A 23,582-nucleotide genomic window follows, 5' to 3' on the forward strand; every position below is an offset into this window, starting at 1 on the left:
GAGTCGGGGTCGCGAGCATCAACGCCTATATGGTTTCGCGGATGATCGATGATCATGGCGATCCCGGAGAGGCAGGTCACGAACAGGGACGTTGCCGAACGGCTCGCGTTCATGGGCCGTCTGCTCGAGATCGCGGGGGTTGATCGGTACCGGACCGGGGCCTACGAGCGGGCGGCGCGGCAGGTCGAGCGGCTCTCCCTCCCGGTCGCCGAACTCGATGAGGAGGAACTCACCCGCATCCCGGGCATAGGAGTCCGGATAGCCGGGCAGATCCGGGAGATCGCCGCTACCGGATCGTTTCGGGAACTAAAAGATCTGCAGGCAACCATCCCGGGATCAATCGTCGAACTGCTCGGCGTTGCCGGGGTGGGGCCCCGGACCCTGCACACCCTCTGGAAGAGACTCGGCATCCTGACCCTGGAGGATCTCGAGCGGGCAGTGCAGGGACACCGGATCAGGGCGCTCCCGGGGTTCGGCGCAAAGAAGGAGGAGACGATCAGGAGAGGTATCGGGCAGTTCCGCCACAGGTCGGACCGGATGACCCGGCCACAGGCCGACGCCGTGCTCGCGAACGTGGCGGCGCTGATCCCGGACGGGCAGTATCTGGTTGCGGGGAGTTACCGGCGGGGGTCGAGCACCGTCGGCAGGCTCGAGATCGTCGCTACCGGGAACCGGAGCGCCCTCGTAAACCACGCACCCGCCGGTGCAATCGCCCACGAGAGCGCCGAAGAGGTTTCGCTCTCGCTTGCCGGTGCCGGAGTGAACATCCGGTTCACCGAACCCGGCCGGTGCGGCACCGCGCTCCTCTGTGCCACCGGTTCACGTGGGTTCCTGGCCCGGCTCGGCGAGGTGGCGCTCGCACGGGGCTACCGTCTCGGCCCCGACGGTCTCCTGGACTCTGCGAGCGGGCGCCTGCAGACATTCGGGAGCGAGGAAGAGGTCTTTGCGTTCCTCGGGATGGCAGCCGTCCCGCCGGAGTTGCGCGAGGACCGGGGCGAGATCGAACTCGCCCTCCGGGGCGCCCTCCCCGCCCTCGTCGATCTATCCGACGTGCGGGGAGACCTCCACGCCCACACCACCTGGAGCGACGGCCGTCAGTCGCTCGAGGACGTAGCGACGGCAGGTGATGCCCGGAACTACGAGTACATCGTGGTAACCGACCACTCCTCGCGAGTGAGCCCGGATGCCCTCGCAAAGCAACGGGCCGAGATCGAACGGATCAACCGGCAGCACGCCTGCCAGCTCCTCGCCGGGAGCGAAGTGGATATCAAAAGCGACGGCACGCTCGGGTACCAGAACAGGGTTCTTGCCGACCTCGACCTGGTGATCGCATCGGTCCACTCGGGGTTTGCCCAGGACCAGGACGTCCTGACCCGGCGCGTCCTCACCGCTATGGAGAACGAGCACGTCGATATCATCGGCCATCCCACCGGACGCCTGCTCGGCCGCAGGCCGCCGTATGCGATCGACCTTCTCCGCGTCATGAAGCATGCGGCGGAGACCGGGACCGCCCTCGAGATCAACGCGTCGCCCCACCGTCTCGACCTTGAGGATATTTATATCAGGCACGCGAAGAAGGAAGGAGTGAAACTGGCTGCAGGAACCGATGCCCACCGAATTGGCGAATTTTCAAACATGCGCTACGGCATCGTGCTGGCACGCCGGGGCTGGTGCGCCCCGGACGATATCTTGAATACCCTCTCCCTATCCGGGCTGCTGGAGTGGAGGTCGTGATCTACCGGCTCTACGAGAAGATCCTCCTCCGGGACCTCCATACGCTCCCGGAACACATCTGCTTCATGATCACCGAGCAGGATATGCTCGACGCCCCGGACAACCTCTACCTTGCCGCCCAGTGGTGCCGCGACCTCGGGATCGCCAGTGCCATGTTCCACATCAGCACCGCCGATCCGGCCCGGCTGGAACGGTGCCTCCCTTTGATTCGCACGCTCTCGTCGATAGCACGCCTGACCCTGCACTACCGGGACGAAAAGGAGGTCAGCGGGGAAGGCATGGACGTGACGGTGGCGATCGGGAAGAGCGGCCGGGAGGAGATCGCCGGCTGCGTGAGACGGATGGCCGAAGACGGGGTGGACCCGGGCTCCGTCGACGAAGACCTGCTGGAGTCGTACCTCACCTTCAACTACGAGCCGGACCTCGTCATCAAGACAGGCGGCGATCACCTGACCGACTTCCTCATCTGGCAGTCGGTCTACTCCGAACTCTTCTTCCTCGACATCAACTGGGCACTGCTCAGAAAAGTGGACTTTCTCCGGGCACTCAGGGACTTCCAGTCCAGGGCGCGCCGGTTCGGCCGGTAACCGTCAGCCCCGCCGGTCTGCACGCTCCTTAAGCAGCATGCGCTGGTCGTAGACCCGCATCGCCCGCAAAAGGTCGATCTTCCTGAACGCCGGCCAGAACGGAGCGCAGAAGTAGACAGCCGACTCGTGGCCGTTCGCGAGCCAGGGGAGGAAGTTGGATGTCCGGTAGTCGTTGCCGGTGCGGATGATCAGGTCGACGGGGGGTATGGGCGCCCCGCGGTGCAGGTGGGCTTCAACGATCGCAGGATCGATGGCCGCGGGATCGACGGCGCCCCGCTTGACTTCTTCGAGGATCGACCGGGCGGCGTGCACGATCTCGTTCCGGCCGCCGTAGGCGAGCGCGATGTTGATGTAGTAGTCGGTGTAGTGCAGTGTCGCCTTCTCCGCCGCTTCGATGGTTGCAAGGAGGTCGTCGGGAAGAAGGGACCGGTCGCCGATCATCTGCACCCGGATGTGGTCCCGGTGCACCCGTTCGTCGGTCACGATCGCGGCGAACTTCTCCTGAAAGAGGAGAAAGAGCGACGCGAGCTCGGCGCTGTCCCTCCGGAAGTTCTCGGTGGAGAAGGTGTAGAGCGTGATGTACCGCACGCCGAGCTCGCACGCCCAGTCGAGAACCTGTTCCGTGGCATCGGCGCCGAGCCGGTGGCCTATCGCCGTATCGAGCCCCTGCTCCCGGGCAAACCGGCGGTTTCCGTCCTGGATCACCGCGACGTGCCGGGGGATGTGTTTCACCTGCCACCGCAGGTAACGCTCGTAGAGGGGTTCAATCCTCGATCGCAGCATCAGAGCGGCGTCACCTCGACCACCATGCCGCCGTTCGGGTAGCGCTCGACGACGTATTTCCCGCCCGGCAACCCGGCGCCGTGGTCGGCAAGCACCCACCACGCCATCTCGACCCTTCCTTCGCAAACCACGTAGTCATCCTCATCGAGGCTCTCCAGGAACTCGTCGACGGCACCCGCAGGTTCGAGCACTCCGTAGACGACAGTCCCGTCATCCGTCACCTCTTCGAACGGACGCGCAGTGTTTGCAGCGATCCGTTTTAAGCGTTCCCGTAGCTGGACCGAGTCCTTGAAGACCGACGAGCAGAAGTGGACTTTCGGGAGGAGAGAGAGTTTTTCAGCCCACCGGCGGGCGCCCAGCACGGCGTTATGCACCCCGTCCTCGGGCTCGAGCCCGCGCTCGCGCATGGCGGCGGCGCAGGTCTCGCCCCACTCCAGTTCGTTGATGTTGAGGAAATCAAGAAGCGGGAGAGCGGCAGCAAGGTCCTCGATTCCCGGGAGGGCCGGCACCTCGATACCGATCAAGAAGCCCATCCGGCGGGCGAGAAGGGCTGACCTGGCGAAATCGGTCTCGAGGATGCATGGCCAGGACTCGTGAGGCGGGTGCAGCCGGATCTCGTCGACCAGCCCCTGCAGGCGCCGGAGCACGGGTTCATCCGGCGCAAGGCCGGTGTAGAGGTGGATCTGGTGGTCCGGGCCGAAGTGCTCCTTCAGAGCCCTCGTATACTCCACCACCCGGTCGATCTCGAGCAGTGGTTCGCCGCCGGTGACGCCGGTCCCCAGAGCGCTCATGCTCTCCGCCACTTCGATGGCCTCGGACGGCGACGAGACTCTCCGTTCGTTTGCAAACACGACGTCCCGACCTTTGCGCTCGCGCGAGAGCGGACAGTACCAGCAGGTGCGACGACACCGGCCGGTCACGAAGAGGACCATCTTTGCTCCCTGGTGGCAGAGGACGCATCCCGGAGAGAGGAACCGCCCGCCGGGGGGTACTCCCGACTCCTGTGGCATACTCTAGTAGTTATGGGGGCGAAGAAGAAAAGGTTTGACGGTCATGGGAGGGGAAATACGGTGACGACAAAACCCGCGCGGCCGTACCGTCCCGTTCAGAGACGATTGCCTTCTTTCCGGTCGTCGATCTGCACACGCAACGTCACACCAGACCGTCCGGCCCCCTCACCCTCCCCTCGTCCACCAGTTCCGTATAGTCGTCGAACCAATAGGCATCCGGGTTGCTCTTATAGACCATGAATCGCCCGCGATCGTCCGGGTTTGCCGCCTGGTTGTACTTGAAATACGTGTATTTGTCCGTCTTTCCCAGAACCTCGATCTTGCCGGTGGCGTGCGAGATCACGAACCTGGCCCGTTTCGCAAGCCCCGAACAGATCGACCGGGCCTGCTCGAAGATCCGGTAGGACTCCTCAACCGGCACCGCAAACGGCCGGTTCCCGATCGTGGGACGGCACTGGAAGACGTAGTAGGGATTGGCACCGATGAACGAGAGTTTATCGAAGAGCGACGCAAGCACCTCCGGGTCGTCGTTGATACCGCGGATCAGGGGCGTCTGGTTCATGACGACCGCCCCGGCATCCTGCAGGAGAGCGACCGCCCGGCACGCTGCGTCGGTCAGTTCCCTCGGGTGGTTGAACTGCGCCATGATGTAAATGCGCTTCTCGTCCAGGCTGTAGTCACGGATCATATCCAGCAGCGCGAGGTCGTTCGTGATCCGGAAGGGATCGTATGCAGGCATCTTCGTGCCGATCCGGATGATCTCGACGTGGTCGATATCCCGGAGCTGCCGGATGATATCGAGCAGCCGACCGGTCTCGAGGATCAGGGGATCGCCCCCGGTGAGCAGGACGTTGTTGATCTCCGGATGATCACGGATGTAGGCAAGCCCCCGGGAAATGTCTTTATTCACTTCGCGCGCATCCTCGATGAAGAGGCGCTTGCGGAAACAGTAGCGGCAGAGGCCCCCGCAGAGGTCGCTGACCAGCAGGAGGGCGGTCTCACGGTACTTGTGCTGCAGCCCCGGAGCCCGGGTATACCGGTGTTCCGATGACGGATCGAGGTGCCCCCAGGGCACAAGCTCTTCAAGGGTCGGTATGACCAGTCGCCGGATGGGGTCGGCGGGGTCATTCCAGTCAATCAACGAGAGGTAATAATCGTTCGCACGGAACGCGAAGAGATCCGTCACCTGCGCGAGACGAGCACGCTCCTCTGGACTGATACCAGGAACCCTATCGAGCGATGAGAGGTAGATCGGGTTTGTGGTATCATTTATCGGGCTCACGATATCGTCGAGCGAATTTCGGATATCATATGTCGTGTTCATGGGAATGCCTCCGGATCGACACTCTCCAGTGCAGGATACAATCCGCAACAGTCGGGGACAGCTGCATGAGAGCGGAGATCGAGAACGAGACGATCTGCGCAAAGGATTCATGAGAGTTTCGCGCTCTCATACAGGAAACCGTCGCTCCGACATGCGTCATTGAGTGTCGGACTACGTGTCGTATCCAAAAGGGTCTTCAGGATATTTATATCTTCGGTTGGGGGCGTAGTGCTGCAGGAGAATAGCCCGCCGCCCCCATCAAATCCGGTAGACGCAGTATTACTTCTTCTTCTTGGCCATAGAGAGGATGTCCACCACGTATTTTCCTTCCTTTTCCAGTCCGACGACGACCTCGTCCGATCTGGCCAATTTCTCGATATTTAACTCGTACGAACCGGGACCGAGGATACGAATGCTCTCAATCCGCTCGAAGACCTCGATCTCTTCTTTCCGTCGATCCCGCTGGACCTCGAGCACGTCCTCGCCCGTATCCCGGGCAATCTCATCGATGGTCTTCTCCTTCAGCACGTCGTCGTGCCGTTCGGCCTCACGGATGTAGAGAAACTTCTTCCCGCCGCAGCTCGGACACCCCTTCAGTATCTTCGTCGAACCGTCCTCGAACTCCCTGCCGCATTGCGTACACTTGTGAGGCATATATCACCCGTAATACCCGTTCATCTCGAAGACGAGACCCATGCGCTGATGAGATCCTTCTCCTTCTTGAGCGTCTTGAGCTGGTTTGCAGGTCCGATCACCGTCAGGCGGGTCTCGGAGCGTTTTCCGCCGAAAAGTTTCGCCAGGAACCCGTTTCCGGCATCCCTGATGGGATAGGTCTCCATCTCGATTCCGGAAAACCCGTCCGGAGCGATCTCCCGCATCGTGATCTCGATGAGTTTGCTCTGCTCGTCCGGCGCGAGACCCTTCTCCAGAATGACGATGTTTCCTTCCATGACGTCATCGAGGATCAGGCGGATCTTCTCCATCGCAGTGAGACGATCAAGACGTTCCGCCGAAATCAGGTCGATCTGTACACCCTGTATCATCTCAATCACCCGAAATATGACGTCATGTGTTCGTATAACTCATCCACGTTGTTCCCTTCAAGACCGGATATGGAGATGACGGGGTGCTGGGGAAACGCACTCTTGATCCGTGCGGCGGAAGCATCAGGGAGATCGTTCTTGTTCGCGACGATCAGGACCGGGAGCTTCCGGCTCTCGATGATCCCGACAAGCATGATATTCACCTGCTGGAACGGGTCCAGCGTGGAGTCGAGCATGTAGATGACACCGTCGATATCCTCACGGAGCCAGTGCATCGCCTCAGCCACGCCCTCGGTCGCCTCCCGTGCCCGCTTGACCGCTTCCTCCTTCTCGAGGCCATACTCAACGAACTCGTTGTAGTCGATTTTGGTCGTCACGCCCGGCGTATCGACGATATCGATGGTGATCGAGTTGCCGTTCTGCCCCGTGATGGTTATATCCTCTTTGCGCCGCACGCGGCGGGTCTCGTGAGGCACCTCACTGACCGGCCCGACCGCATCGCCGACCCAATCACGCACAATTCTGTTTGCAAGCGTCGTCTTGCCGGCATTGGGGGGTCCATAGATCCCGATGCGGCAGGTCCGCTTCTTAAAGAATGCCTTCAAGAACCCCGAGATCTTTTTTTTCGTACGAACTAAGAACGTCATTAAGCTCCCTCAGGTAGGCCAATTTACCTATACTTAAGTGAGTTGTGGCACTCACAAATAAATATAATTATATGTTCCGTCCGGCGCATTCTCCCCATTTTAGAGACAAACAGCAATCCCGGGGTGTGAGAATTCTTTTATACTGTTGAAACCTAGATAGACTTGCACCTGGAGAATTGGCTCTAATAGCGGCCAGATTAGGAGAATCCCATGATGAATAATAGCGATACCATCCGCTTCGAGACACGCGTTCCAGTCAGGGAGGTCATGCAGAGCCATCCAACGACCATCGATGTGGGGGAGACTGTCGCCCGGGCGGCGCAGACCATGTGCCACGATGAGGTCGGCAGTTGTATCGTGCTGCAGAATAACCTGCCCGCCGGGATCGTCACGGAGGAGGATATTAACTGCAAAGTTGTAGCAAAAGACTCGAAACCGAGCAGCATTCGCGTCAGCGAGATCATGAGTACCCCGCTGATCACGATCGGTGCCGACAAACTGGTCGGTGATGCCGCGGCAATGATGGTGAAGCACCGGGTCCGCAGGCTTCCAGTCGTTGAGGACCAGCGAGTTATCGGGATCGTGACGGTCAGGGATATTCTCACCGTCGCGGCCGAAGTGAACGAACTGCTGGCGGACCTCATCGAGATCAACCGCGAGGAAGAGTACGCCATGGGGGTCTGCGACAGATGCGGGAACATGTCCGACGATCTCTCGCGGGTCGACAACCTTATGCTCTGCCCCGTCTGTCGGGAGGAGGAGCAGTTGCTATGAAAGTGGCCTCAAACCTGATGGTGGAGATTCCAACCCTGCACTACGACGACTACATCACGAAAGCACGCAGCGTTCTCCGGGACGACGTCTTTCGCGAACTCTATATCGTGGACGAAAGAAACCGTCTGGCAGGCTATCTCGACATATCCGACGTCCTGCGGGTTATGGACACCAAGTCGAACGTCACCATCAAAGGATTTGTCAGGGAGGCTGCCCGGGTCGCCCCGAATACGCCCCTTGCAGAGGTCGGCCTCGCTATACTGAATGCCCGTACAAACAGTGCTGCAGTCGTCAACGAAGACGGTACGTTCCAGGGAGGGGTGCTCTTCTCCGAACTCTTCCCCGTCCTGATCTCCCGTCGCGACATCCCCGGCAGGGTCGAGGCAGCCATGTCGCGGGAACCCGTCACCTGCGCACCGGATGACTCAATACACCGCATCTACAGCCTGATCGTTGCGAGCGGCTTTACCGCATTTCCGGTAGTGCAGAAGAAAGAGACCATCGGCATCATCTCCCGCCGGGATCTTCTGCGCGCCGGAAGTGTCCGCACATCGGTGAAGAATCAGGCCGACACCACCGTCGAGCGGGTGATGACGACACCCGTCATCACGGTGACGCCGGACGACACGATAGCAACGGCGAGCCGGCTGATGGTCGACCACGACATCAGCATCCTCCCGGTCGTCGACGAGAGAAAGAGGCTCGTCGGCGTTATCGACCGCCATGACGTCCTCGCTGGCCGCACCGCATAAGGACGTCTTCGGACGCTATAATTCCAGAGGAGTGAGACCATGCAACCGAATTCCAATAATTCAGATAAGAAACCGGCTGACAGACTCCTGAAGATGCCGGGCAAACGCGACCGCGGACCGGTCGACTTCAAGACGAGGATCGCCGGGTATGAAGGCGAGATTATGGCGATCGCTACCCGGGACGTTGTTATGGCACAGCGGACCACCACGATCATCCAGGCAGTCGAGATCATGACCCGCGCAGGGTTCCGCAGGCTGCCGGTCGTCGATGCCGGAACACACCGCCTCCGTGGAATCGTGACCGTCAGCGACATCATCGACTTCATGGGCGGCGGCGATAAGTTCAACCTCGTGCAGGTGAAGCACGCAGGGAACTTCCTCGCGGCCATCAACGAGGAACTTCGCGAGATCATGACCCCGCACCTGGTCACCATGCCCGTTACCGGGAGCATCGCCGATGCGGTCGACATCATCGTCAACAAAAACGTCGGCGGGATCCCCATCACCGACGCCGAAGGAGAACTGAAGGGTATCGTGACCGAGCGTGACGTGATGAAGGTGCTCACCACCGAGCACTCGCGCCGCAGGGCGGAAGACGTCATGAAGTCGTCGGTACGCGTCACCAGTCCCGACACCCCGATCGGCAAAGTATGCGAGGAGATGGTGAAGTGCAGGTTCAGGCGGCTTCCGGTCGTCGTCGACGAAGTTCTCTGCGGCATCGTCACCGCCACCGATGTCATGAGTTATCTCGGAAAAGGCAAAGCCTTCGAGCAGCTGACGACCGGGGACTCCGCCGAGGTTATGGGGGCGCCGGTGCGGTCGCTCCTCTCCGGGGAACTTTACACGACCACACCGGACCGGAACATCCACGACGTCGCCCTCGAGATGATCCAGCGGCGCGTCGGGGCGCTCCCCGTTATAGAAGATTCGCACCTTGTCGGACTCGTGACGGAATACGACCTTGTGAAGGCATTTGCAGAGGAGTGAAAAGAGAATGCGTGCCATTGATGTGATGTCGACGCCGGTGTACGTCGTTGCACCGACCGATAACGTTGCCTATGCGCGAAACCTTATGCTCAAGCACCGTGTGTCGAGACTCCCCGTTATGGAAGGGGACGATCTTCGGGGCATCCTTACCAAGAAGGATATCGCCTACCGGCTCAGGCAGACGGAACCTATGTGGCGACGACGCCCGATCGACCGGATCCCGGTCAGTATCCTGATGGCACCGGACCCGATCACCGTAAAGCCGGAGACCAGCATTCGCGATATTGCAGCCATAATGCTTGATCGGGACATATCCGGACTACCCGTGGCCGATAACGGCAAGATAACCGGCATCGTCACCAAACTGGACGTCATACGTTCGGCCCACGTACGCGGGCTCACCGCCCGGGTCGGCGAGATCATGGAGGATGCGGTCACGGTCAACCGGTATCATTCGCTGGACCATGTCATCGACACGATAAAAGGAAAAAACGATAAACTTATTGTCGTTAACGACAATGGAAGCCTTGCCGGCATAATTACGGAGAGTAACCTCGCATTTTATGAGTATCAGGACGAGCGGATGAACCTGCCCAGGAAAGACGTTACACACCTCCGAAAAGAGGAGCCGGCAGGGCAGAAACGCTTCAGATACGTCGTCGAGGTATCGGCAGTTGCAGAGGACATCATGAGCCGCCCGGTCATTACCGTCTCCCCCGATGCATCCCTCCAGGATGCTGTCGGGTTGATGCTGGAAAACCAGATCAACAGTCTCATTGTCGTGGTGGACGGGGATGTCCGGGGGATGCTCAAGAGAGATGATATCATCAAGGAAGTGGCAAAATGAGCGACAGATTTCAGGTACTCGTCAAAGACGTGATGGCAAAACCGATCACTATCGCGAAGTCCGCCTTTGTCAGCGAAGCGCTCGAGAAAATGCTCGGTGAAGGCGTCGATCCGCTCATCGTGACCAACAACGGCACGGTCATCGGCACGACATCCCGGGCGGCGATCGCAGAGACGCTCGGGAGCAGGAAGACCCAGGCGCTGAAGGCCACATCCATCCATGTCGCGAACACGGTCGAGGAGAACTTCACCTCCGCATACCCGGACCAGAGCCTCGACGTTCTGGTGCCGCTGCTCCAGCACTACAAGCTGGTCGTGGTTCTCGATGCCGAGCACCGCCTCATCGGACAGGTGACGGCAGGGGACCTCCTGAAGGTGCTCCGGCCGGCGGGCGGTATCACGGAGATCATGGAACCGGCACACACCATCCAGGGCGAGGAGCGGGCCGTCCACCTCCGCCGGAGGATGCTTGACGGCGAGATCGACCGCTTCATCGTCGAGGACGGCGATAGAGTCCTCGGTATCGTCACGGAGACCGATGTCGCAAAGGCGCTCCATGCGTTCAAGGATCTCGTGGAGGGTACCCACCAGGACTACCGGATCAGGAACCTCCTCGTGCGGGATATCATGAGCGCGCCCCTGATCTCAATGGACGCAGATACGGACGTCTCCGACGTCATCGACCTGATGCTCAAGAAGAACATCAGCTCCGTCCCGATCAAGCAAAACGGTAAGATCGCGGGTGTCGTGACCCGGAATTCACTCGTCCAGGCCCTGTGAGAGGGGTCTGATAATACTACCTCTTTTTGCGGGCGGGGGCTGACGCCCCGGGGTTTTTATCGGAAATTTTGGGTTTGAGAATATTATTTCCGGTATTTGTAACCCCACCCCGCCCGGCCTTCGGCCTCCTCCCCCGCCCCTTGGGGCGGGGGCAGTCATGGCGATAGCCGGTGGGAAGCCGTGCACGGTTCTTCTCCGGGATCTCCCCATGAAGTGGACCGTGGGGGTATCGCCATCGGGGGTGGGGCTGACGGGGAGGGGGGAGCATCCCCCCTCCCCTGTCCCCAACCCGGACTTTCGGTGCTCAGGCTCGCTACGGGCACACTCTGCACCCCCACCGCGCCTCTCCCCTCCGAACCCCACATAATGCTAGTGCCGAAATCTCCATCCGCCCCGCTCGCTCGCACCTGGCGGTGCTCGAACTCCGCTCCTAGCGGAGCGTCGTTCACCGAACCGGTGCCAATCATTAATACTCCTCAGCCAGAAACGGTATCAGGATATTTCCATGAAACCAACGCAGCCAGTCAAACCGAACAGGGATGTAACGGCCCTCCTTCTGTCCATGAGCAGGACCGGCTTCCAGGGGAGAAAACTCGGGGAGTCGCTCGGCGTCTGGACCAGGATGGTCGAAGATCCGGACTGCACGATATTCATGGGGCTGTCGGGCGCGATGATCCCGGCAGGCATGCAGAACATACTCATCGAACTCGTCAAACATCGCTACATCGACGTCATCGTCTCGACGGGTGCGAACATCTTCCACGACACCTGCGAGCACCTCGGCGTCCGGCACTACCTCGGCCACCACCACGCAGACGACGCGGCACTCTTCGAGGAGGGGATCGACCGCATCTACGACGTCTTCGCGTACGAAGAGGAGTTCCGGGGCATCGACGCGGAGATCTCGCGGTTTGCCGACGAAATCGCACCGTTCCGGGGTTCGTCGCGGGAGTTCATCCAGGTTTTAGGAGAGTGGCTCCGCGAGCACAGGCCGGAGGGGCGGTCGCTCATCGCCACCTGTGCCGAATACGGCGTCCCGATCTTCATTCCCGCCCTCGGCGACTCATCCATCGGCATCGGCCTCGTGATGGCGCGCCGGCGCGGGGTCGAGGTCGATATCGACCAGCTTGCCGACACCGACGAGATCACGCGGATGGTCGAGGAATCGAAGAAGACCGGCGTCATCTACGTCGGCGGCGGCGTGCCGAAGAACTTCATCCAGCAGACCCAGGTCATCGCCTCGATCCACGAACAGAACCTCGGCGGGCATGCCTACGCCGTCCAGTACACCACCGACGCGCCCCACTGGGGCGGCCTTTCCGGGTGCACGTTCGAGGAGGCGATCAGCTGGGGCAAGGAGGCGCCGGAGTCGCCTCGTGTCCAGTGCTTCTGCGACGCAACGATAGCGCTCCCCATCGTCGCGTCGGGGCTGATCGGGAGCGGGGTTCGGCGGGCTCGCCGCTCCCCCTGAGACACCACAATTATTATTAGGCTATCATACCAAAATTAATAGGCACAAGTCATAGAATGCTGTGTCTGGAGCAGCACCCTTGCGTGTTGCGAGTATCGAAAGATGCGAAGTTCTATGTTGAGGTAGCCAAGCCTGGTATGGCGCAGGTTTGCTAAACCTGTGTCCCCCTGGGACTCGAGGGTTCAAATCCCTCCCTCAGCGCTTTCACCGACAACGTCGATGATGAGGCGATCACATGGATGAAGAAGAGATAAAGTACTTTGTTCGAGTCAGAAACACTGATCTCGACGGCACCAAGGCAGTGCACATTGCACTGACCGGGATCAAGGGCATTGGTCCGCGCACGTCGCGCACCATCACCGCTCTTGCCGGCGTGGATCCTCATGCCGTGCTCGGCAAGCTGGACGACGGATCGGTCGAGCGGATCGCAAACGCCGTCGACACGTACACCGAACAGGTGCCCGACTGGATGGTAAACCGCCCGAAAGATGTCTACACCGGAGAGATCCGCCACCTCCTCGGAACCGATCTCACCATGATGAATGACGATGACGTCAACCGTATGCGCAAGATGCGCAGCTACCGGGGCATCAGGCACGAGACCGGACAGAAGGTCCGCGGTCAGCGCACCAAGTCCACCGGAAGAACGGGCACGACCGTCGGCGTCAAGAGAAAGAAGAATTGAGCGGTGATTGAATGGCATATCCAGGAAAAAACCACAAGCAGTACGCGACGCCCAAGCGGCGGTTCGAGAAGACCAGACTCGAGGACGAGAAACGGCTCATCATCGATTACGGCCTGAGGAACAAGCGTGAACTCTGGAAGGCCCAGAGTGTGCTGCGCAAGTACCGTGCTGCCGCCCGCGAGCTGGTGGCACTGCGCTCAGGCGGCCTCAGCACCGAGGACTACCAGAAGAAGAGAGACCAGCTCATCAACCACCTGTACCGTTACGGTCTCGTCGGTGAGAACGCCGATGTCGGTGACGCTCTCGCCCTGAAGGTCGAGCAGCAGCTCGACCGGCGCCTCCAGACTCTGGTCATCCGCAAGGGGCTCGCACGATCCCCGAAGCAGGCCCGCCAGTTCATCACCCACGGCCACATCGCGATCTCCGGTCGCCGCGTGACCATACCGAGCTACCGGGTCGCGAGAGCCGAAGAGATGGAGATCAGTTATTACGGCCCCTCCCCGTTCACGAACGACGTTCATCCCGAGAGAAGCCGCATCGCCCGCACAGGAATGAGGTAAAACCATGGCAGAAGAGAAATGGGGCATTGCACATATCTTTGCCTCCTTTAACAACACCATCATCACCGTCACCGATCTCTCCGGAGCCGAGACGGTCACCAAGAGCAGCGGCGGCATGGTCGTGAAGCAGGACAGGAACGAGAGCTCCCCGTATGCCGCCATGCAGATGGCAATCCAGGTCGCACAGAACGCACGCGACAAGGGGATCACCGGCGTCCACGTGAAGGTTCGCGCACCCGGCCGCGGCAAGCAGCGGAGCCCCGGGCCCGGCGCCCAGGCAGCGATCCGTGCCCTTGCCCGTGCAGGGATGAGGATCGGCCGCATCGAAGACGTCACCCCGGTGCCCCACGACAGCATCCGCGGTAAGGGCGGCCGGAGAGGAAGGAGAGTGTAATGGAGATAGCGTTTTCTCGACTGGATGAGAGAGTCGCCAAATTCACCCTGACCGGCGTTTCCACATCGTTTGCCAATATGTTCAGGCGGGCGATGATCAGCGAAGTGCCGACGCTCGCCATCGAAGATGTCCGTATCTACGATAACACAAGCGTACTCTTCGATGAGATGCTGACGCACCGGCTGGGGCTCATCCCCCTGCAGACCGACCTGAAACGCTACAAACCACGTAGCGAATGCACCTGCGAAGGCGCAGGGTGCCCGGTCTGCACCGCCACCTATACGCTCTCCGTCGAGGGGCCGAAGACCGTCTACTCAAGCGACCTGATACCCCAGGACCCCGACGCCGCACCGGCAGAGGAGAAGATCCCCATCATCGACCTCGGGCGAGATCAAAAGGTCGTTCTCGAAGCTTACGCCATCGTCAGCACCGGAAACGAGCATGCCAAGTGGCAGGCGACTACCGCCTGCGGGTACAAGAATTACCCCCAGATCACCATCGGTGAGTCGTGCGACGGGTGCGGCATGTGCGTCGACGAATGTCCGCGCAACGTGCTTGAGTCCGGACAGGGAAAGGTCCAGGTCGTCGAAGGGCGGCAGGAATTCTGTTCCCTCTGCAGACTCTGCGAGCGGGCGTGCCTTGCCGGCGGCATCGGTACCGAGGCGGCAATCCGTATCGGCGCCGATGCAGAGAGATTCATCTTCGTGGTGGAAGGCGACGGCTCAATGCCCGTCCGGGATATCATCGAGAGAGCGCTACAGTATATCCAGAAATCATCAGACGACCTGGTAGACGTGATGAACGAGATTACGGGAGAGGGGACTGAATGAAGAAGACAACCGAGAATAAATCGAACCCCCGGCTGACCGCCCTCATCGTGACGCTGAAAGATGCGTCCCGCATACATGAGGCGAACATCTGGCGCGAGATTGCAAAGAGGCTGGATGCACCCCGGAAGAACTACGCAGAGGTGAACCTCAGCAAGATCGACCGGTACGCGAATGAAGGCGAGACGATCCTGGTGCCGGGCAAGGTGCTCGGCAGCGGAGCGCTCAGCCTGCCGGTGAAGATCGCCGCGCTGGACTTCTCCGAGGCCGCGATGAGCAAGATCACCGGTGCCAACGGGACGTGCATGACTATCGAGGACCTTGTTCGGGATAACCCGAAAGGGAGCAGGGTACGGATCCTCAGGTGAGACGAATGGTTACAGTTATCGACGCAGACGGATTACTGCTCGGAAGAATGGCCAGCATCGTCGCGCAGCGCGCGCTCGCCGGCGAAGAGATTGCCATCGTGAACGTGGAGAAGGCAATCGTCTCCGGAAGCCGGGCACACGTGCTTGAGAACTACACCACGAAGCGCGAGCGGGGATCCCGTGAGGGCGGCCCGTTCTTCCCGCGCAGGCCGGACCATATCGTCAAGCGCACCATACGGGGCATGCTTCCGTACAAACGCGAGCGCGGTATCGCCGCATTCAAGCGGATCAAGACCTATGTCGGGGTTCCGGTGGAACTTGTCGGGATGGAGACCGAAACGCTCGAAGGAGCCCACATAGACCGGCTGAGCAGCCCAAGGTATATAACGATCGGGGCGATAAGCACCAACCTCGGAGCAAAATATTAGATGAGGTGATGGAATGGCAAAGATCATCAATACAAGCGGTAAGAGAAAGACGGCAATCGCCCGGGCGACCTTAAAACCCGGCAACGGCCGGGTCCGCATCAACTCCGTACCCCTGGAGATCTACGGGAACGAGCTGATTCGCATGAAGATCGCCGAGCCGCTGCTGCTGGCGCCGACCGCACTCGACGGTGTCGATGCGGCGATCGACGTCTCGGGCGGCGGTACGATGGGGCAGGCCGAGGCAGTCCGGACGGCGCTTGCGCGCGGCATCGTGGAGTGGCACAACGACCCACAGATCAAGGATGTTTTCCTCGCGTACGACCGGACTCTGCTCGTGAACGACTCGCGGCAGAAGGAAACGAAGAAGCCGCACGGCCCTGGCGCACGGGCACGGTTCCAGAAGTCCTACCGGTGAGCAAAAGAGATATAAGGGATGCAGGACCACGGTTATGATACCCGTACGATGTTTTACATGCGGTAAAGTCATCTCTACAGCCTGGAAGGAGTTCGAGGAGCGGCGGGATGCGGGCGAGGATCCAAAACGGATCCTCGACGATCTCGGCCTGGAACGTTACTGTTGCAGGCGGATGCTGCTGACGCACAAGGTAGTAGTGGAGGACCTGAATCCGTACCAATGAGGGGTCGTGGGGTAGCCTGGCCATCCTATGGCGTTCGGGATGCTGTGACCTGAGTTCAAATCTCAGCGACCCCATTTTATCATTAATGATTTTGAGGCTACACGATGGAATCGTATACCCGATATGAACGAGCGCGAATTATAGGGGCTCGTGCTCTTCAGATATCGATGGGTGCACCGGTTTTGGTTAAAACACCAAAAACAGAGCCGCTCGAGATCGCACTCGAAGAGTTCGATCGAGACATGATCCCTATAACGGTGAAGAGAAAGTAGTGATCTGATGACGACCATCGAACAGATTATCTTAAGAACAATCCTTGACAGCCGTGGAAACGAGACTGTCGAGGCTGAAATCTACACGGGTTGCGGCTTTGGACGGGCTGCGGCACCCAGCGGTGCCAGCACCGGAACCTATGAAGCCAGGGTGCGGCCGGCGCGCGAAGCTGTCGAGGACGCACAAAAAAACCTGATTCCATCGCTTATCGGTGAGGACACCCGCGACCAGATCACATTCGATGCATTACTCAGAGAGCACGACGGGACACCCGACTTCAGTTCGATCGGTGCAAACGTCGCCGTAGCACTCTCCCTTGCGTGTGCAAAGGCGGCCGCATCGTCTCTCGACCTGGAACTCTTCCGCTACCTGGGCGGTGCATTTGCCGCAGAGACGCCCCTGCCCCTGGGGAACGTTATCGGCGGAGGAGCGCATGCCCCGAATGCCACATCCATCCAGGAGTTCCTGGTGGTTCCCACCGGAGCTTCCGGCGCAACGGAGGGGGTCTTCGTAAACGCTGCCGTCCACGGGGCGACAAAGAAGATCCTGCAGAAGCAGGGCAGACTCTCCGGCAAAGGCGATGAAGGGGCCTGGGCTCCTGCCATAACCGATGCCGAGGCATTCGAGATCATCGGCGAAGCCATCAACACCGTCTCCGACGAGATGAACGTCGAGGTCAGGATGGGCATCGACGTGGCGGCAAGCGAACTCTGGGACGGCAAGGCGTACCGCTACAAGGATGCCGGGCGGACCCGGGAAGACCAGGTTGCCTACATGGCGGACCTGGTCGACCGCTACAACCTCATCTACATCGAGGACCCTCTCTTCGAGGAAGACTTCGAGGCATTCGCCGACCTGACCGAACAGGTCGGGGACCGCTGCCTGATCTGCGGAGACGACCTCTTCGTGACCAACGTCGAACGGATCACGAAGGGCACCGAGATGGGTGCGGCCAACTGCGTGCTGATCAAACCAAACCAGATCGGAACGCTCACCGATACCTTCGAGGCGATACACCTCGCCCGGGAGAACGGAATGGAGACCGTCATGAGCCACCGTTCCGGAGAGACCACCGACGCAACGATCGCGCATCTTGCAACCGCGTTTGAATGCATCTTCCTCAAGACCGGTGCGGTCGGCGGGGAACGGATAGCCAAACTGAACGAATTGATTCGCATAGAGGAGCTGATCTAACTTGACTGGAAACGAACTTGAAATCGAACTGAAAGAACCACTGGTGCCCGTTGAAGAGTACCTGGCGGCAGGCGTGCATATCGGCACCCAGCAGAAGAGCAAGGACATGATGAAGTTCATCTACCGCGTCCGCGGGGATGGGCTGTATATCCTGGACATCCAGGCAACCGACGAGCGGGTCAAGGTCGCTGCGGAGTTCCTCGCACGCTACGAACCCGCGAAGATCCTGGTGGTCACCTCCCGGCAGTACGGCCAGTACCCGGCCAAGAAGTTCGCCGATGCCATCGGCGGCATGGCGGTCATCGGACGCTTCATCCCCGGGATGCTCACCAACCAGCGCCTGAACAAGTACATCGAGCCTGACGTGATCGTGGTGACCGACCCCATCGGGGATTCCCAGGCGATCAACGAGGCGGTCCAGGCAGGCATCCCGATCGTCGCTCTCTGCGACACCAACAACATGACGAAGTACGTCGACGTGGTCATCCCCACCAACAACAAGGGCAGAAAGGCGCTCTCGGTGATCTACTTCCTCCTGACGAAGGAACTGCTCCGCCTGCGCGGTGTGGCCACATCGCTCACTCCCGAAGACTTTGAGACAGAGTTATAAGATCCGAAGCACAAGAGCTCAACCTTGATGGATATGCGCCCATGCAGTGTAGCGGGAATGTTCTATCCTGCCGAGCCCAGGCATCTGGAGCAACTGCTGGAAACATTCTTCCGGAACAGGGCCCCGGACATCGATGCCCGGGGCATTGTTTCTCCCCATGCCGGCTACGTCTATTCGGGGGAGACCGGAGCCTGTGCTTTCTCTACCATACCACCTGATTTTGACGGCACCTTCGTTGTCATCGGTCCGAGTCACCGGGGATACATGACCTGTGCCTCTGCCGTAGCCTGGGAGACGCCTCTCGGGATCGTCGACGTCGATAATGAGTTTGTCGACGCGCTGGATATCGAGATAGATGAGGTATCGCACCGGAGCGAGCACTCGATCGAGGTGCAGATGCCGTTCATCAAATACCGGTTCCCGAGAGCAAGGGTTGCGCCCGTCCTCATGGGAGAACAGAGTTACGAGGCGGCAATGAGCCTCGCGGAGCAGGTGCTCCGGGCGATACGGCACACGGGAAGGAACGTGCGGATCGTCGCCTCAAGCGACTTCTCCCATTATGTCCCGGACCAGATAGCCCGCCGACAGGACCTCTACGCGATCGATGCGCTCAAAACCCTGGACACACCGGAGTTCTACCGGCGGCTCCAGGAGACCGGTGCTACGGCGTGCGGCTACGGCCCGATCGCCGCCATGTGCATCGCCTGCCGGTCGCTCGGTGCAGAGAGAGGAGAACTCTTGCGGTATACGACCAGCGGCGATGTGACGGAGGACTTCGATCAGGTAGTGGGGTATGCGGCGATAGCGGTGGTGTAATTGGCAACGTGGAGCGCGCCGGGCAAGATATTCCTGTTCGGCGAGCATGCAGTGGTCTACGGGAAGCCGGGGGTCGCGATGGCGATCAAGCCCCGTGTATTCGTCACGGTGAGGAAATCCCGGAACCCGACACGTGCGAAGTCGCCCTACATCGACGAGTGTTTCAGGATGATGGGTGTCAGGGGCAGTGTCTACGTCCACTCACAACTCCAGAGCTCGTCGGGGCTCGGATCATCGGCCGCGGTGACGGTGGCGACGCTCTCTGCAATCAACGACGAGTTCGGTCTCGGGCGTACCCGCGAATATATCGCCGATGCCGCGTTCGCCATCGAAAAGAAGGTCCAGAAAGGGAGGGCAAGCCCCACCGACACCTACGTCTCGGCAAACGGGGGGATGGTGCTCATCACGGGGAACTCCAAGCGAAGACTCCCCCCCGAGGGGTTGCAGGTCGTTGTAGGCAATACCCTGGTGCCGCACAGCACCGCGAGAATGGTAGAACTGGTCGGGAACCTCCAGAAGAAGCATCCCGATGTCGCAAACCCGATACTGGACGCTATCGGGGCCGTGACGCTTGCCGCCCTCCATAACATCGGCAACCCGAAGGAACTCGGGCAGTACATGGACATGAACCACGCCCTCCTGGAGGCTCTCGGCGTGGGACACCCGGCAAGCAGCAAACTTGTCCTTGCGGCGAGGGCGAGCGGCGCTTATGGCGCGAAGATCACGGGGGCCGGAGGCGGCGGGTGTATCATCGCCCTCTGTCCCCGGCGCGCAAAGAGCCGGGTTGCCGGGGCCATCGAGGCCTGCGAAGGAAGGGCAATCATCACCACCATAGACACAGACGGCGCGAGAAAAGAGAAGCATGACTGAGACCGTGGTACTGAAACTGGGGGGGAGCGTGATCACCGACAAGTCGGGAGAATGCGCTATCGATCACGCCCGCCTGCACGAGGTTGCGGAAGAGCTCGCCGCACACAGGGAGACCGCGCTCGTGCTTGTCCATGGTGCAGGGTCATGCGGGCACCCGGAGGCCCGGCGCTACCACATCAACGACGGCCTCACCGGGGAGAACATCCCCGGCGTCTACGAGACGCACGCGGCCGTCTCAAGCCTGAACACCGCGGTCGTCGATGCCCTGCGGGATACAGGGGTCGAGGCGATCGGCATCCACCCCCTCGATCTGGCTCTCGCCGAAGACGGACGCCTGGTCTCGTTCGAGACCCGCCATATCGCCGAGATGACAGAACACGGCATTGTGCCCGTGCTGCACGGCGACGTGGTGATGGACCGTCTGCGGGGATCCTGCATCGTATCGGGCGACCAGCTGGTGACCCGCCTCGCCGTTGCTCTCGCGAGCCGGCGCGTGGGCCTCGCAACGGACGTCCCGGGCGTGCTGCAGAACGGCCTGGTCGTCCCGCGCATCGACCGGAGCGTCGCCGCGACGCTCGATGTCGGCGGGTCGGGAAACACCGACGTGACCGGAGGCATGCAGGGCAAGATTGCCGAACTCCTGGCACTGGCCGATGCCGGCATCGATTCGCACATCTTCCATGTCTCGAAGATCGGCCGGTTCCTGGACGGCACAGGGCATGGCGGAACGATAATCGGAAGGAGTATGCCATGACGAAAGAGACCGCCACGTCCTCACGGAAACGGGATCACCTGGTAATCTGTTGCGAACAGCCCATCGAGGCCGGCGATGCCGGGTTCGGAGACGTGCGGCTGGTCCACAACGCCCTTCCCGAGTGCGACATGGATGCGATCGAGACCGAGACCCGGTTCCTCGGTAGAGCACTCGGCTCTCCCCTCTTCATTGCAGCGATGACCGGAGGACACCCGGACACCCTCGAGGTAAACCGGCGGCTCGCACGTGCCGCCGAACGGTATAACCTCGGTATGGGTGTCGGTTCTCAGCGAGCGGCACTGGAAAAGCCCGAACTGGAGGAGAGTTTCACCGTCGTGCGGGAGGAAGCGCCGCGTGCCTTCCTCTGTGCGAACCTCGGAATCATCCAGCTCCGCGACCACGGCATCGAGTGGGCGGAACGGGCTGTCGAGATGATCGATGCACAGGCGATCGCCATCCACGTCAATTCGCTTCAGGAAGCGATTCAGCCGGAGGGCGATCATAACGCAGAGGGGAGCCTTGAAGCGCTCCGCAGCCTCTGTGAAGAGTTCTCCTATCCGGTCATCGTGAAGGAGACCGGTTCCGGTATATCGGCCGGGACTGCAAGGGTTATCCGGGGGGCAGGAGCAAGCGCCATCGATATCGGGGGCTATGGAGGCACGTCGTGGGCGAAGATCGAACGCCTGCGGGCGAACGACTCCGGGCTCGCCGATCTCGGGGAAGCATTCCTCTCCTGGGGCATACCGACCGTGGTGAGCCTCTGTGAGGTCCGGACGACAGGAGGCCCGATCATAGCGACGGGCGGACTGCGAACAGGTGTCGATATCGCGAAAGCCATTGCACTCGGGGCGGATCTCGGGGGCATGGCGCTCCCCCTCTTAAAACCGGCCATGAAGAGCGAGGAAACCCTCTTTGCAGCCGTCGAGGCGATGCACCGCGAACTCGAGGTGGCGATGTTCCTGACGGGATCCCGGTCGATACGGGATCTTTCCCACGCACGGACGTATATAACCGGTCTAACCCGGCAAATGATTGGAACCAGCGACTAACTACAAAAATCACGGAAAACATCTCTACAAGGAGGCTACATGGATATTGAGATTATAGCAGTGGGCGGATATAACGAAGTCGGCAGAAATATGACCGCCGTCCGCTGCGGAAAAGAGATTGTCATCTTTGATATGGGTCTGCGTCTGGACCAGGTGATGATCCACGAGGATGCTGATATCGAGAATATGCATTCCCTGGACCTGATCCAGATGAAAGCCATTCCTGATGATACCATCATGAATGGGGTAGAGGGGAGTGTCAAGGCGATCGTCTGTTCGCACGGACACCTGGACCATATCGGTGCGATACCGAAACTGGCACACCGGTATAACGCCCCGATCATCAGCACGCCCTATACCTCGGAACTGATCAGGCAGCAGATTGCAGGCGAACAGAAGTTCGGAGTGAACAATAAACTCTTCGCCCTGAAGGCCGGGCAGCGCTACACCATCTCCCCGCACCTCACGCTCGAGTTCGTGCGTGCCCAGCACTCCATCATCGATACGGTCTTTCCCGTCCTGCACACGCCGCGAGGCGCAGTCATCTACGCGAACGACTTCAAACTGGACAGGACGCCGGTGCTCGGGGAGCCGCCGGACTTCGCCCGGCTGCGGCAGATCGGGAAGGAGGGTGTTATCGCTCTTATCACGGAGAGCGTCAACATCGCCGACAACGGGCGCTGCCCGAGCGAGAAGATCGCGCGGGACCTGGTCAGGGACACCATCACCAGTTACGAGGACGACAAGAGCGCTCTCTTCGTCTCGACGTTCTCGTCGCATATCTCCCGTGTCAAGACCATCGCCGAATGCGCCCACGAGATCGGCAGAAAACCGGTCCTGCTCGGGCGGTCGATGGAGCGCTACAGCTCGGCGGCCGAACAGCTGAAACTGGTCGGGTTCCCCGAGTCCCTCTCCATGTTCGGCAACCGCCGGACCGTTGACAGGACGCTTCGGCGGATCATGAAGTCCGGGAAGGACAAGTTCCTCCCGATCGTCACCGGCCACCAGGGAGAGTCGGGTGCCATCCTGACGAGGATCGTGATGGGGGATACTCCCTACAAGCTGGAGAAGGGCGACAAGATCCTCTTCTCGGCAAAGGTTATCCCGAACCCGATGAACTACGGGCAGCGTTACCTGGTCGAGGCCCGCGCCAAGATGGCGGGCGTGCGGATCTTCGACGAGCTGCACGTCTCGGGGCACGCCTACAAAGAGGACCACTACGAGTTCCTGCATCTCTTAAACCCCCAGCACGTCATCCCGTCCCACGGCGACATCGGCATGACCGGCGGCTACGCGAAGTTCGCGGAGGAGATCGGGTATACGCTCGGAAACGACCTCCATATCCTCCGGAACGGGAAGAACGTCCTGATAAAATAGG

At 60.4% G+C, this 23,582-nt stretch carries 30 protein-coding genes and 2 tRNA genes; 26 read left to right on the forward strand and 6 right to left on the reverse strand.

The genetic code is table 11. The features are described 5' to 3' along the window. The first annotated feature begins 48 nt into the window (after positions 1–48). Both DIC75_RS08245 and DIC75_RS08250 read left to right on the forward strand, forming a co-directional pair. A complete protein-coding gene (locus DIC75_RS08245; RefSeq protein WP_250987551.1) occupies positions 49–1,734 on the forward strand; it encodes a DNA polymerase/3'-5' exonuclease PolX in 1,686 nt (561 codons plus the stop codon). Then, positions 1,731–2,321 (forward strand): undecaprenyl diphosphate synthase family protein, encoded by a 591-nt coding sequence (locus tag DIC75_RS08250; protein ID WP_250987823.1) that lies wholly within the window; start codon positions 1,731–1,733, stop codon positions 2,319–2,321. Before DIC75_RS08245 ends, DIC75_RS08250 begins: the two co-directional genes overlap by 4 nt. A gap of 3 nt (positions 2,322–2,324) precedes the next feature. Here the strand turns inward: DIC75_RS08250 and uppS are convergent, their stop codons facing one another. The 6 genes from uppS to DIC75_RS08280 form a co-directional block, all read right to left on the reverse strand. Beyond that, positions 2,325–3,104 carry a polyprenyl diphosphate synthase gene (gene uppS, locus DIC75_RS08255; RefSeq protein WP_250987552.1) on the reverse strand — a complete coding sequence of 260 codons (780 nt, stop codon included), beginning with the start codon at positions 3,102–3,104 and terminating at the stop codon, positions 2,325–2,327. Further along, positions 3,104–4,114 carry a radical SAM protein gene (locus DIC75_RS08260; protein WP_250987553.1) on the reverse strand — a complete coding sequence of 337 codons (1,011 nt, stop codon included), beginning with the start codon at positions 4,112–4,114 and terminating at the stop codon, positions 3,104–3,106. Before DIC75_RS08260 ends, uppS begins: the two co-directional genes overlap by 1 nt. Positions 4,115–4,256: 142 nt before the next feature. After that, positions 4,257–5,438 (reverse strand): KamA family radical SAM protein, encoded by a 1,182-nt coding sequence (locus DIC75_RS08265; protein WP_250987554.1) that lies wholly within the window; start codon positions 5,436–5,438, stop codon positions 4,257–4,259. Between the two features lie 279 nt (positions 5,439–5,717). Then, complete coding sequence (locus DIC75_RS08270) at positions 5,718–6,092, reverse strand: Zn-ribbon domain-containing protein (RefSeq protein WP_250987555.1); 375 nt, start codon at positions 6,090–6,092, stop codon at positions 5,718–5,720. Positions 6,093–6,112: 20 nt separating this feature from the next. Then, positions 6,113–6,481: a DUF2073 domain-containing protein gene (locus DIC75_RS08275; protein WP_250987824.1), complete on the reverse strand. Its 369-nt coding sequence runs from the start codon at positions 6,479–6,481 to the stop codon at positions 6,113–6,115. A 5-nt stretch (positions 6,482–6,486) separates the two neighbouring features. Next, a complete protein-coding gene (locus DIC75_RS08280) occupies positions 6,487–7,128 on the reverse strand; it encodes an Era-like GTP-binding protein (RefSeq protein ID WP_250987556.1) in 642 nt (213 codons plus the stop codon). A gap of 210 nt (positions 7,129–7,338) precedes the next feature. Between DIC75_RS08280 and DIC75_RS08285 the strand changes: the two genes are divergently transcribed. From DIC75_RS08285 to DIC75_RS08400, 24 genes are all read left to right on the forward strand, one after another. Next, a complete protein-coding gene (locus tag DIC75_RS08285) occupies positions 7,339–7,902 on the forward strand; it encodes a CBS domain-containing protein (RefSeq protein WP_250987557.1) in 564 nt (187 codons plus the stop codon). Further along, positions 7,899–8,654, forward strand: a complete 756-nt coding sequence (locus tag DIC75_RS08290; protein ID WP_250987558.1) for a CBS domain-containing protein — start codon at positions 7,899–7,901, stop codon at positions 8,652–8,654. Before DIC75_RS08285 ends, DIC75_RS08290 begins: the two co-directional genes overlap by 4 nt. Positions 8,655–8,693: 39 nt before the next feature. Next, a complete protein-coding gene (locus DIC75_RS08295) occupies positions 8,694–9,641 on the forward strand; it encodes a CBS domain-containing protein (protein WP_250987559.1) in 948 nt (315 codons plus the stop codon). Positions 9,642–9,648: 7 nt separating this feature from the next. Beyond that, positions 9,649–10,488: a CBS domain-containing protein gene (locus tag DIC75_RS08300; RefSeq protein ID WP_250987560.1), complete on the forward strand. Its 840-nt coding sequence runs from the start codon at positions 9,649–9,651 to the stop codon at positions 10,486–10,488. After that, entirely contained in the window at positions 10,485–11,267 is a 783-nt protein-coding gene (locus tag DIC75_RS08305; protein ID WP_250987561.1) for a CBS domain-containing protein, read from the forward strand. The genes DIC75_RS08300 and DIC75_RS08305 overlap by 4 nt, the downstream gene beginning before the upstream one ends. A 505-nt stretch (positions 11,268–11,772) precedes the next feature. After that, the gene (locus tag DIC75_RS08310; protein WP_250987562.1) at positions 11,773–12,738 is read left to right on the forward strand and encodes a deoxyhypusine synthase; all 966 of its coding nucleotides are present in this window, start codon (positions 11,773–11,775) and stop codon (positions 12,736–12,738) included. Between the two features lie 116 nt (positions 12,739–12,854). Further along, positions 12,855–12,939, forward strand: a tRNA-Ser gene (locus DIC75_RS08315). 34 nt (positions 12,940–12,973) lie between these two features. After that, positions 12,974–13,423, forward strand: a complete 450-nt coding sequence (locus tag DIC75_RS08320) for a 30S ribosomal protein S13 (RefSeq protein WP_250987563.1) — start codon at positions 12,974–12,976, stop codon at positions 13,421–13,423. Positions 13,424–13,434: 11 nt separating this feature from the next. Continuing rightward, the gene (locus DIC75_RS08325; RefSeq protein ID WP_250987564.1) at positions 13,435–13,983 is read left to right on the forward strand and encodes a 30S ribosomal protein S4; all 549 of its coding nucleotides are present in this window, start codon (positions 13,435–13,437) and stop codon (positions 13,981–13,983) included. Between the two features lie 4 nt (positions 13,984–13,987). Further along, on the forward strand, positions 13,988–14,377 hold the full coding sequence (locus DIC75_RS08330; protein ID WP_011844637.1) for a 30S ribosomal protein S11: 390 nt from the start codon (positions 13,988–13,990) through the stop codon (positions 14,375–14,377). Next, positions 14,377–15,207, forward strand: coding sequence for a DNA-directed RNA polymerase subunit D (locus tag DIC75_RS08335; RefSeq protein WP_250987565.1), 831 nt, complete (start codon positions 14,377–14,379; stop codon positions 15,205–15,207). The genes DIC75_RS08330 and DIC75_RS08335 overlap by 1 nt, the downstream gene beginning before the upstream one ends. After that, the gene (locus DIC75_RS08340) at positions 15,204–15,572 is read left to right on the forward strand and encodes a 50S ribosomal protein L18e (protein WP_250987566.1); all 369 of its coding nucleotides are present in this window, start codon (positions 15,204–15,206) and stop codon (positions 15,570–15,572) included. Before DIC75_RS08335 ends, DIC75_RS08340 begins: the two co-directional genes overlap by 4 nt. 5 nt (positions 15,573–15,577) lie before the next feature. Next, a complete protein-coding gene (locus DIC75_RS08345; RefSeq protein WP_250987567.1) occupies positions 15,578–16,000 on the forward strand; it encodes a 50S ribosomal protein L13 in 423 nt (140 codons plus the stop codon). Between the two features lie 13 nt (positions 16,001–16,013). Further along, complete coding sequence (locus tag DIC75_RS08350; protein ID WP_250987568.1) at positions 16,014–16,415, forward strand: 30S ribosomal protein S9; 402 nt, start codon at positions 16,014–16,016, stop codon at positions 16,413–16,415. A 34-nt stretch (positions 16,416–16,449) separates the two neighbouring features. Beyond that, positions 16,450–16,638 (forward strand): DNA-directed RNA polymerase subunit N, encoded by a 189-nt coding sequence (locus tag DIC75_RS08355; protein WP_214020726.1) that lies wholly within the window; start codon positions 16,450–16,452, stop codon positions 16,636–16,638. Next, a tRNA-Pro gene (locus tag DIC75_RS08360) sits at positions 16,639–16,712 on the forward strand. A 30-nt stretch (positions 16,713–16,742) separates the two neighbouring features. Beyond that, positions 16,743–16,910: a DNA-directed RNA polymerase subunit K gene (locus DIC75_RS08365; RefSeq protein ID WP_250987569.1), complete on the forward strand. Its 168-nt coding sequence runs from the start codon at positions 16,743–16,745 to the stop codon at positions 16,908–16,910. 7 nt (positions 16,911–16,917) lie between these two features. Next, positions 16,918–18,105, forward strand: a complete 1,188-nt coding sequence (eno, locus tag DIC75_RS08370) for a phosphopyruvate hydratase (RefSeq protein ID WP_250987570.1) — start codon at positions 16,918–16,920, stop codon at positions 18,103–18,105. A 1-nt stretch (position 18,106) separates the two neighbouring features. Further along, positions 18,107–18,715: a 30S ribosomal protein S2 gene (gene rpsB / locus DIC75_RS08375; RefSeq protein WP_250987571.1), complete on the forward strand. Its 609-nt coding sequence runs from the start codon at positions 18,107–18,109 to the stop codon at positions 18,713–18,715. 27 nt (positions 18,716–18,742) lie between these two features. Then, positions 18,743–19,531: an AmmeMemoRadiSam system protein B gene (gene amrB / locus DIC75_RS08380; RefSeq protein ID WP_250987572.1), complete on the forward strand. Its 789-nt coding sequence runs from the start codon at positions 18,743–18,745 to the stop codon at positions 19,529–19,531. Further along, complete coding sequence (gene mvk / locus DIC75_RS08385) at positions 19,532–20,401, forward strand: mevalonate kinase (RefSeq protein WP_250987573.1); 870 nt, start codon at positions 19,532–19,534, stop codon at positions 20,399–20,401. After that, positions 20,394–21,155, forward strand: coding sequence for an isopentenyl phosphate kinase (locus tag DIC75_RS08390; RefSeq protein WP_250987574.1), 762 nt, complete (start codon positions 20,394–20,396; stop codon positions 21,153–21,155). Before mvk ends, DIC75_RS08390 begins: the two co-directional genes overlap by 8 nt. Continuing rightward, positions 21,152–22,204 (forward strand): type 2 isopentenyl-diphosphate Delta-isomerase, encoded by a 1,053-nt coding sequence (gene fni / locus DIC75_RS08395; RefSeq protein ID WP_250987575.1) that lies wholly within the window; start codon positions 21,152–21,154, stop codon positions 22,202–22,204. The genes DIC75_RS08390 and fni overlap by 4 nt, the downstream gene beginning before the upstream one ends. Positions 22,205–22,243: 39 nt before the next feature. Next, positions 22,244–23,581 carry an RNase J family beta-CASP ribonuclease gene (locus DIC75_RS08400; protein WP_250987576.1) on the forward strand — a complete coding sequence of 446 codons (1,338 nt, stop codon included), beginning with the start codon at positions 22,244–22,246 and terminating at the stop codon, positions 23,579–23,581. The last annotated feature ends 1 nt before the right edge of the window (position 23,582 follow it).

The sequence above is a fragment of the Methanoculleus oceani genome (assembly GCF_023702065.1).
GTDB lineage: Archaea > Halobacteriota > Methanomicrobia > Methanomicrobiales > Methanoculleaceae > Methanoculleus > Methanoculleus oceani.

Bases quoted from the DNA above. Each gene is read 5' to 3' on its own strand.
- DIC75_RS08245 (WP_250987551.1), top strand. From the start codon at position 49: ATGATCATGGCGATCCCGGAGAGGCAGGTCACGAACAGGGACGTTGCC.
- uppS (WP_250987552.1), bottom strand. From the start codon at position 3,104: ATGCTGCGATCGAGGATTGAACCCCTCTACGAGCGTTACCTGCGGTGG.
- DIC75_RS08260 (WP_250987553.1), bottom strand. From the start codon at position 4,114: ATGCCACAGGAGTCGGGAGTACCCCCCGGCGGGCGGTTCCTCTCTCCG.
- DIC75_RS08265 (WP_250987554.1), bottom strand. From the start codon at position 5,438: ATGAACACGACATATGATATCCGAAATTCGCTCGACGATATCGTGAGC.
- DIC75_RS08270 (WP_250987555.1), bottom strand. From the start codon at position 6,092: ATGCCTCACAAGTGTACGCAATGCGGCAGGGAGTTCGAGGACGGTTCG.
- DIC75_RS08275 (WP_250987824.1), bottom strand. From the start codon at position 6,481: ATGATACAGGGTGTACAGATCGACCTGATTTCGGCGGAACGTCTTGAT.
- DIC75_RS08280 (WP_250987556.1), bottom strand. From the start codon at position 7,128: ATGACGTTCTTAGTTCGTACGAAAAAAAAGATCTCGGGGTTCTTGAAG.
- DIC75_RS08285 (WP_250987557.1), top strand. From the start codon at position 7,339: ATGATGAATAATAGCGATACCATCCGCTTCGAGACACGCGTTCCAGTC.
- DIC75_RS08290 (WP_250987558.1), top strand. From the start codon at position 7,899: ATGAAAGTGGCCTCAAACCTGATGGTGGAGATTCCAACCCTGCACTAC.
- DIC75_RS08295 (WP_250987559.1), top strand. From the start codon at position 8,694: ATGCAACCGAATTCCAATAATTCAGATAAGAAACCGGCTGACAGACTC.
- DIC75_RS08300 (WP_250987560.1), top strand. From the start codon at position 9,649: ATGCGTGCCATTGATGTGATGTCGACGCCGGTGTACGTCGTTGCACCG.
- DIC75_RS08305 (WP_250987561.1), top strand. From the start codon at position 10,485: ATGAGCGACAGATTTCAGGTACTCGTCAAAGACGTGATGGCAAAACCG.
- DIC75_RS08310 (WP_250987562.1), top strand. From the start codon at position 11,773: ATGAAACCAACGCAGCCAGTCAAACCGAACAGGGATGTAACGGCCCTC.
- DIC75_RS08320 (WP_250987563.1), top strand. From the start codon at position 12,974: ATGGATGAAGAAGAGATAAAGTACTTTGTTCGAGTCAGAAACACTGAT.
- DIC75_RS08325 (WP_250987564.1), top strand. From the start codon at position 13,435: ATGGCATATCCAGGAAAAAACCACAAGCAGTACGCGACGCCCAAGCGG.
- DIC75_RS08330 (WP_011844637.1), top strand. From the start codon at position 13,988: ATGGCAGAAGAGAAATGGGGCATTGCACATATCTTTGCCTCCTTTAAC.
- DIC75_RS08335 (WP_250987565.1), top strand. From the start codon at position 14,377: ATGGAGATAGCGTTTTCTCGACTGGATGAGAGAGTCGCCAAATTCACC.
- DIC75_RS08340 (WP_250987566.1), top strand. From the start codon at position 15,204: ATGAAGAAGACAACCGAGAATAAATCGAACCCCCGGCTGACCGCCCTC.
- DIC75_RS08345 (WP_250987567.1), top strand. From the start codon at position 15,578: ATGGTTACAGTTATCGACGCAGACGGATTACTGCTCGGAAGAATGGCC.
- DIC75_RS08350 (WP_250987568.1), top strand. From the start codon at position 16,014: ATGGCAAAGATCATCAATACAAGCGGTAAGAGAAAGACGGCAATCGCC.
- DIC75_RS08355 (WP_214020726.1), top strand. From the start codon at position 16,450: ATGATACCCGTACGATGTTTTACATGCGGTAAAGTCATCTCTACAGCC.
- DIC75_RS08365 (WP_250987569.1), top strand. From the start codon at position 16,743: ATGGAATCGTATACCCGATATGAACGAGCGCGAATTATAGGGGCTCGT.
- eno (WP_250987570.1), top strand. From the start codon at position 16,918: ATGACGACCATCGAACAGATTATCTTAAGAACAATCCTTGACAGCCGT.
- amrB (WP_250987572.1), top strand. From the start codon at position 18,743: ATGGATATGCGCCCATGCAGTGTAGCGGGAATGTTCTATCCTGCCGAG.
- DIC75_RS08390 (WP_250987574.1), top strand. From the start codon at position 20,394: ATGACTGAGACCGTGGTACTGAAACTGGGGGGGAGCGTGATCACCGAC.
- fni (WP_250987575.1), top strand. From the start codon at position 21,152: ATGACGAAAGAGACCGCCACGTCCTCACGGAAACGGGATCACCTGGTA.
- DIC75_RS08400 (WP_250987576.1), top strand. From the start codon at position 22,244: ATGGATATTGAGATTATAGCAGTGGGCGGATATAACGAAGTCGGCAGA.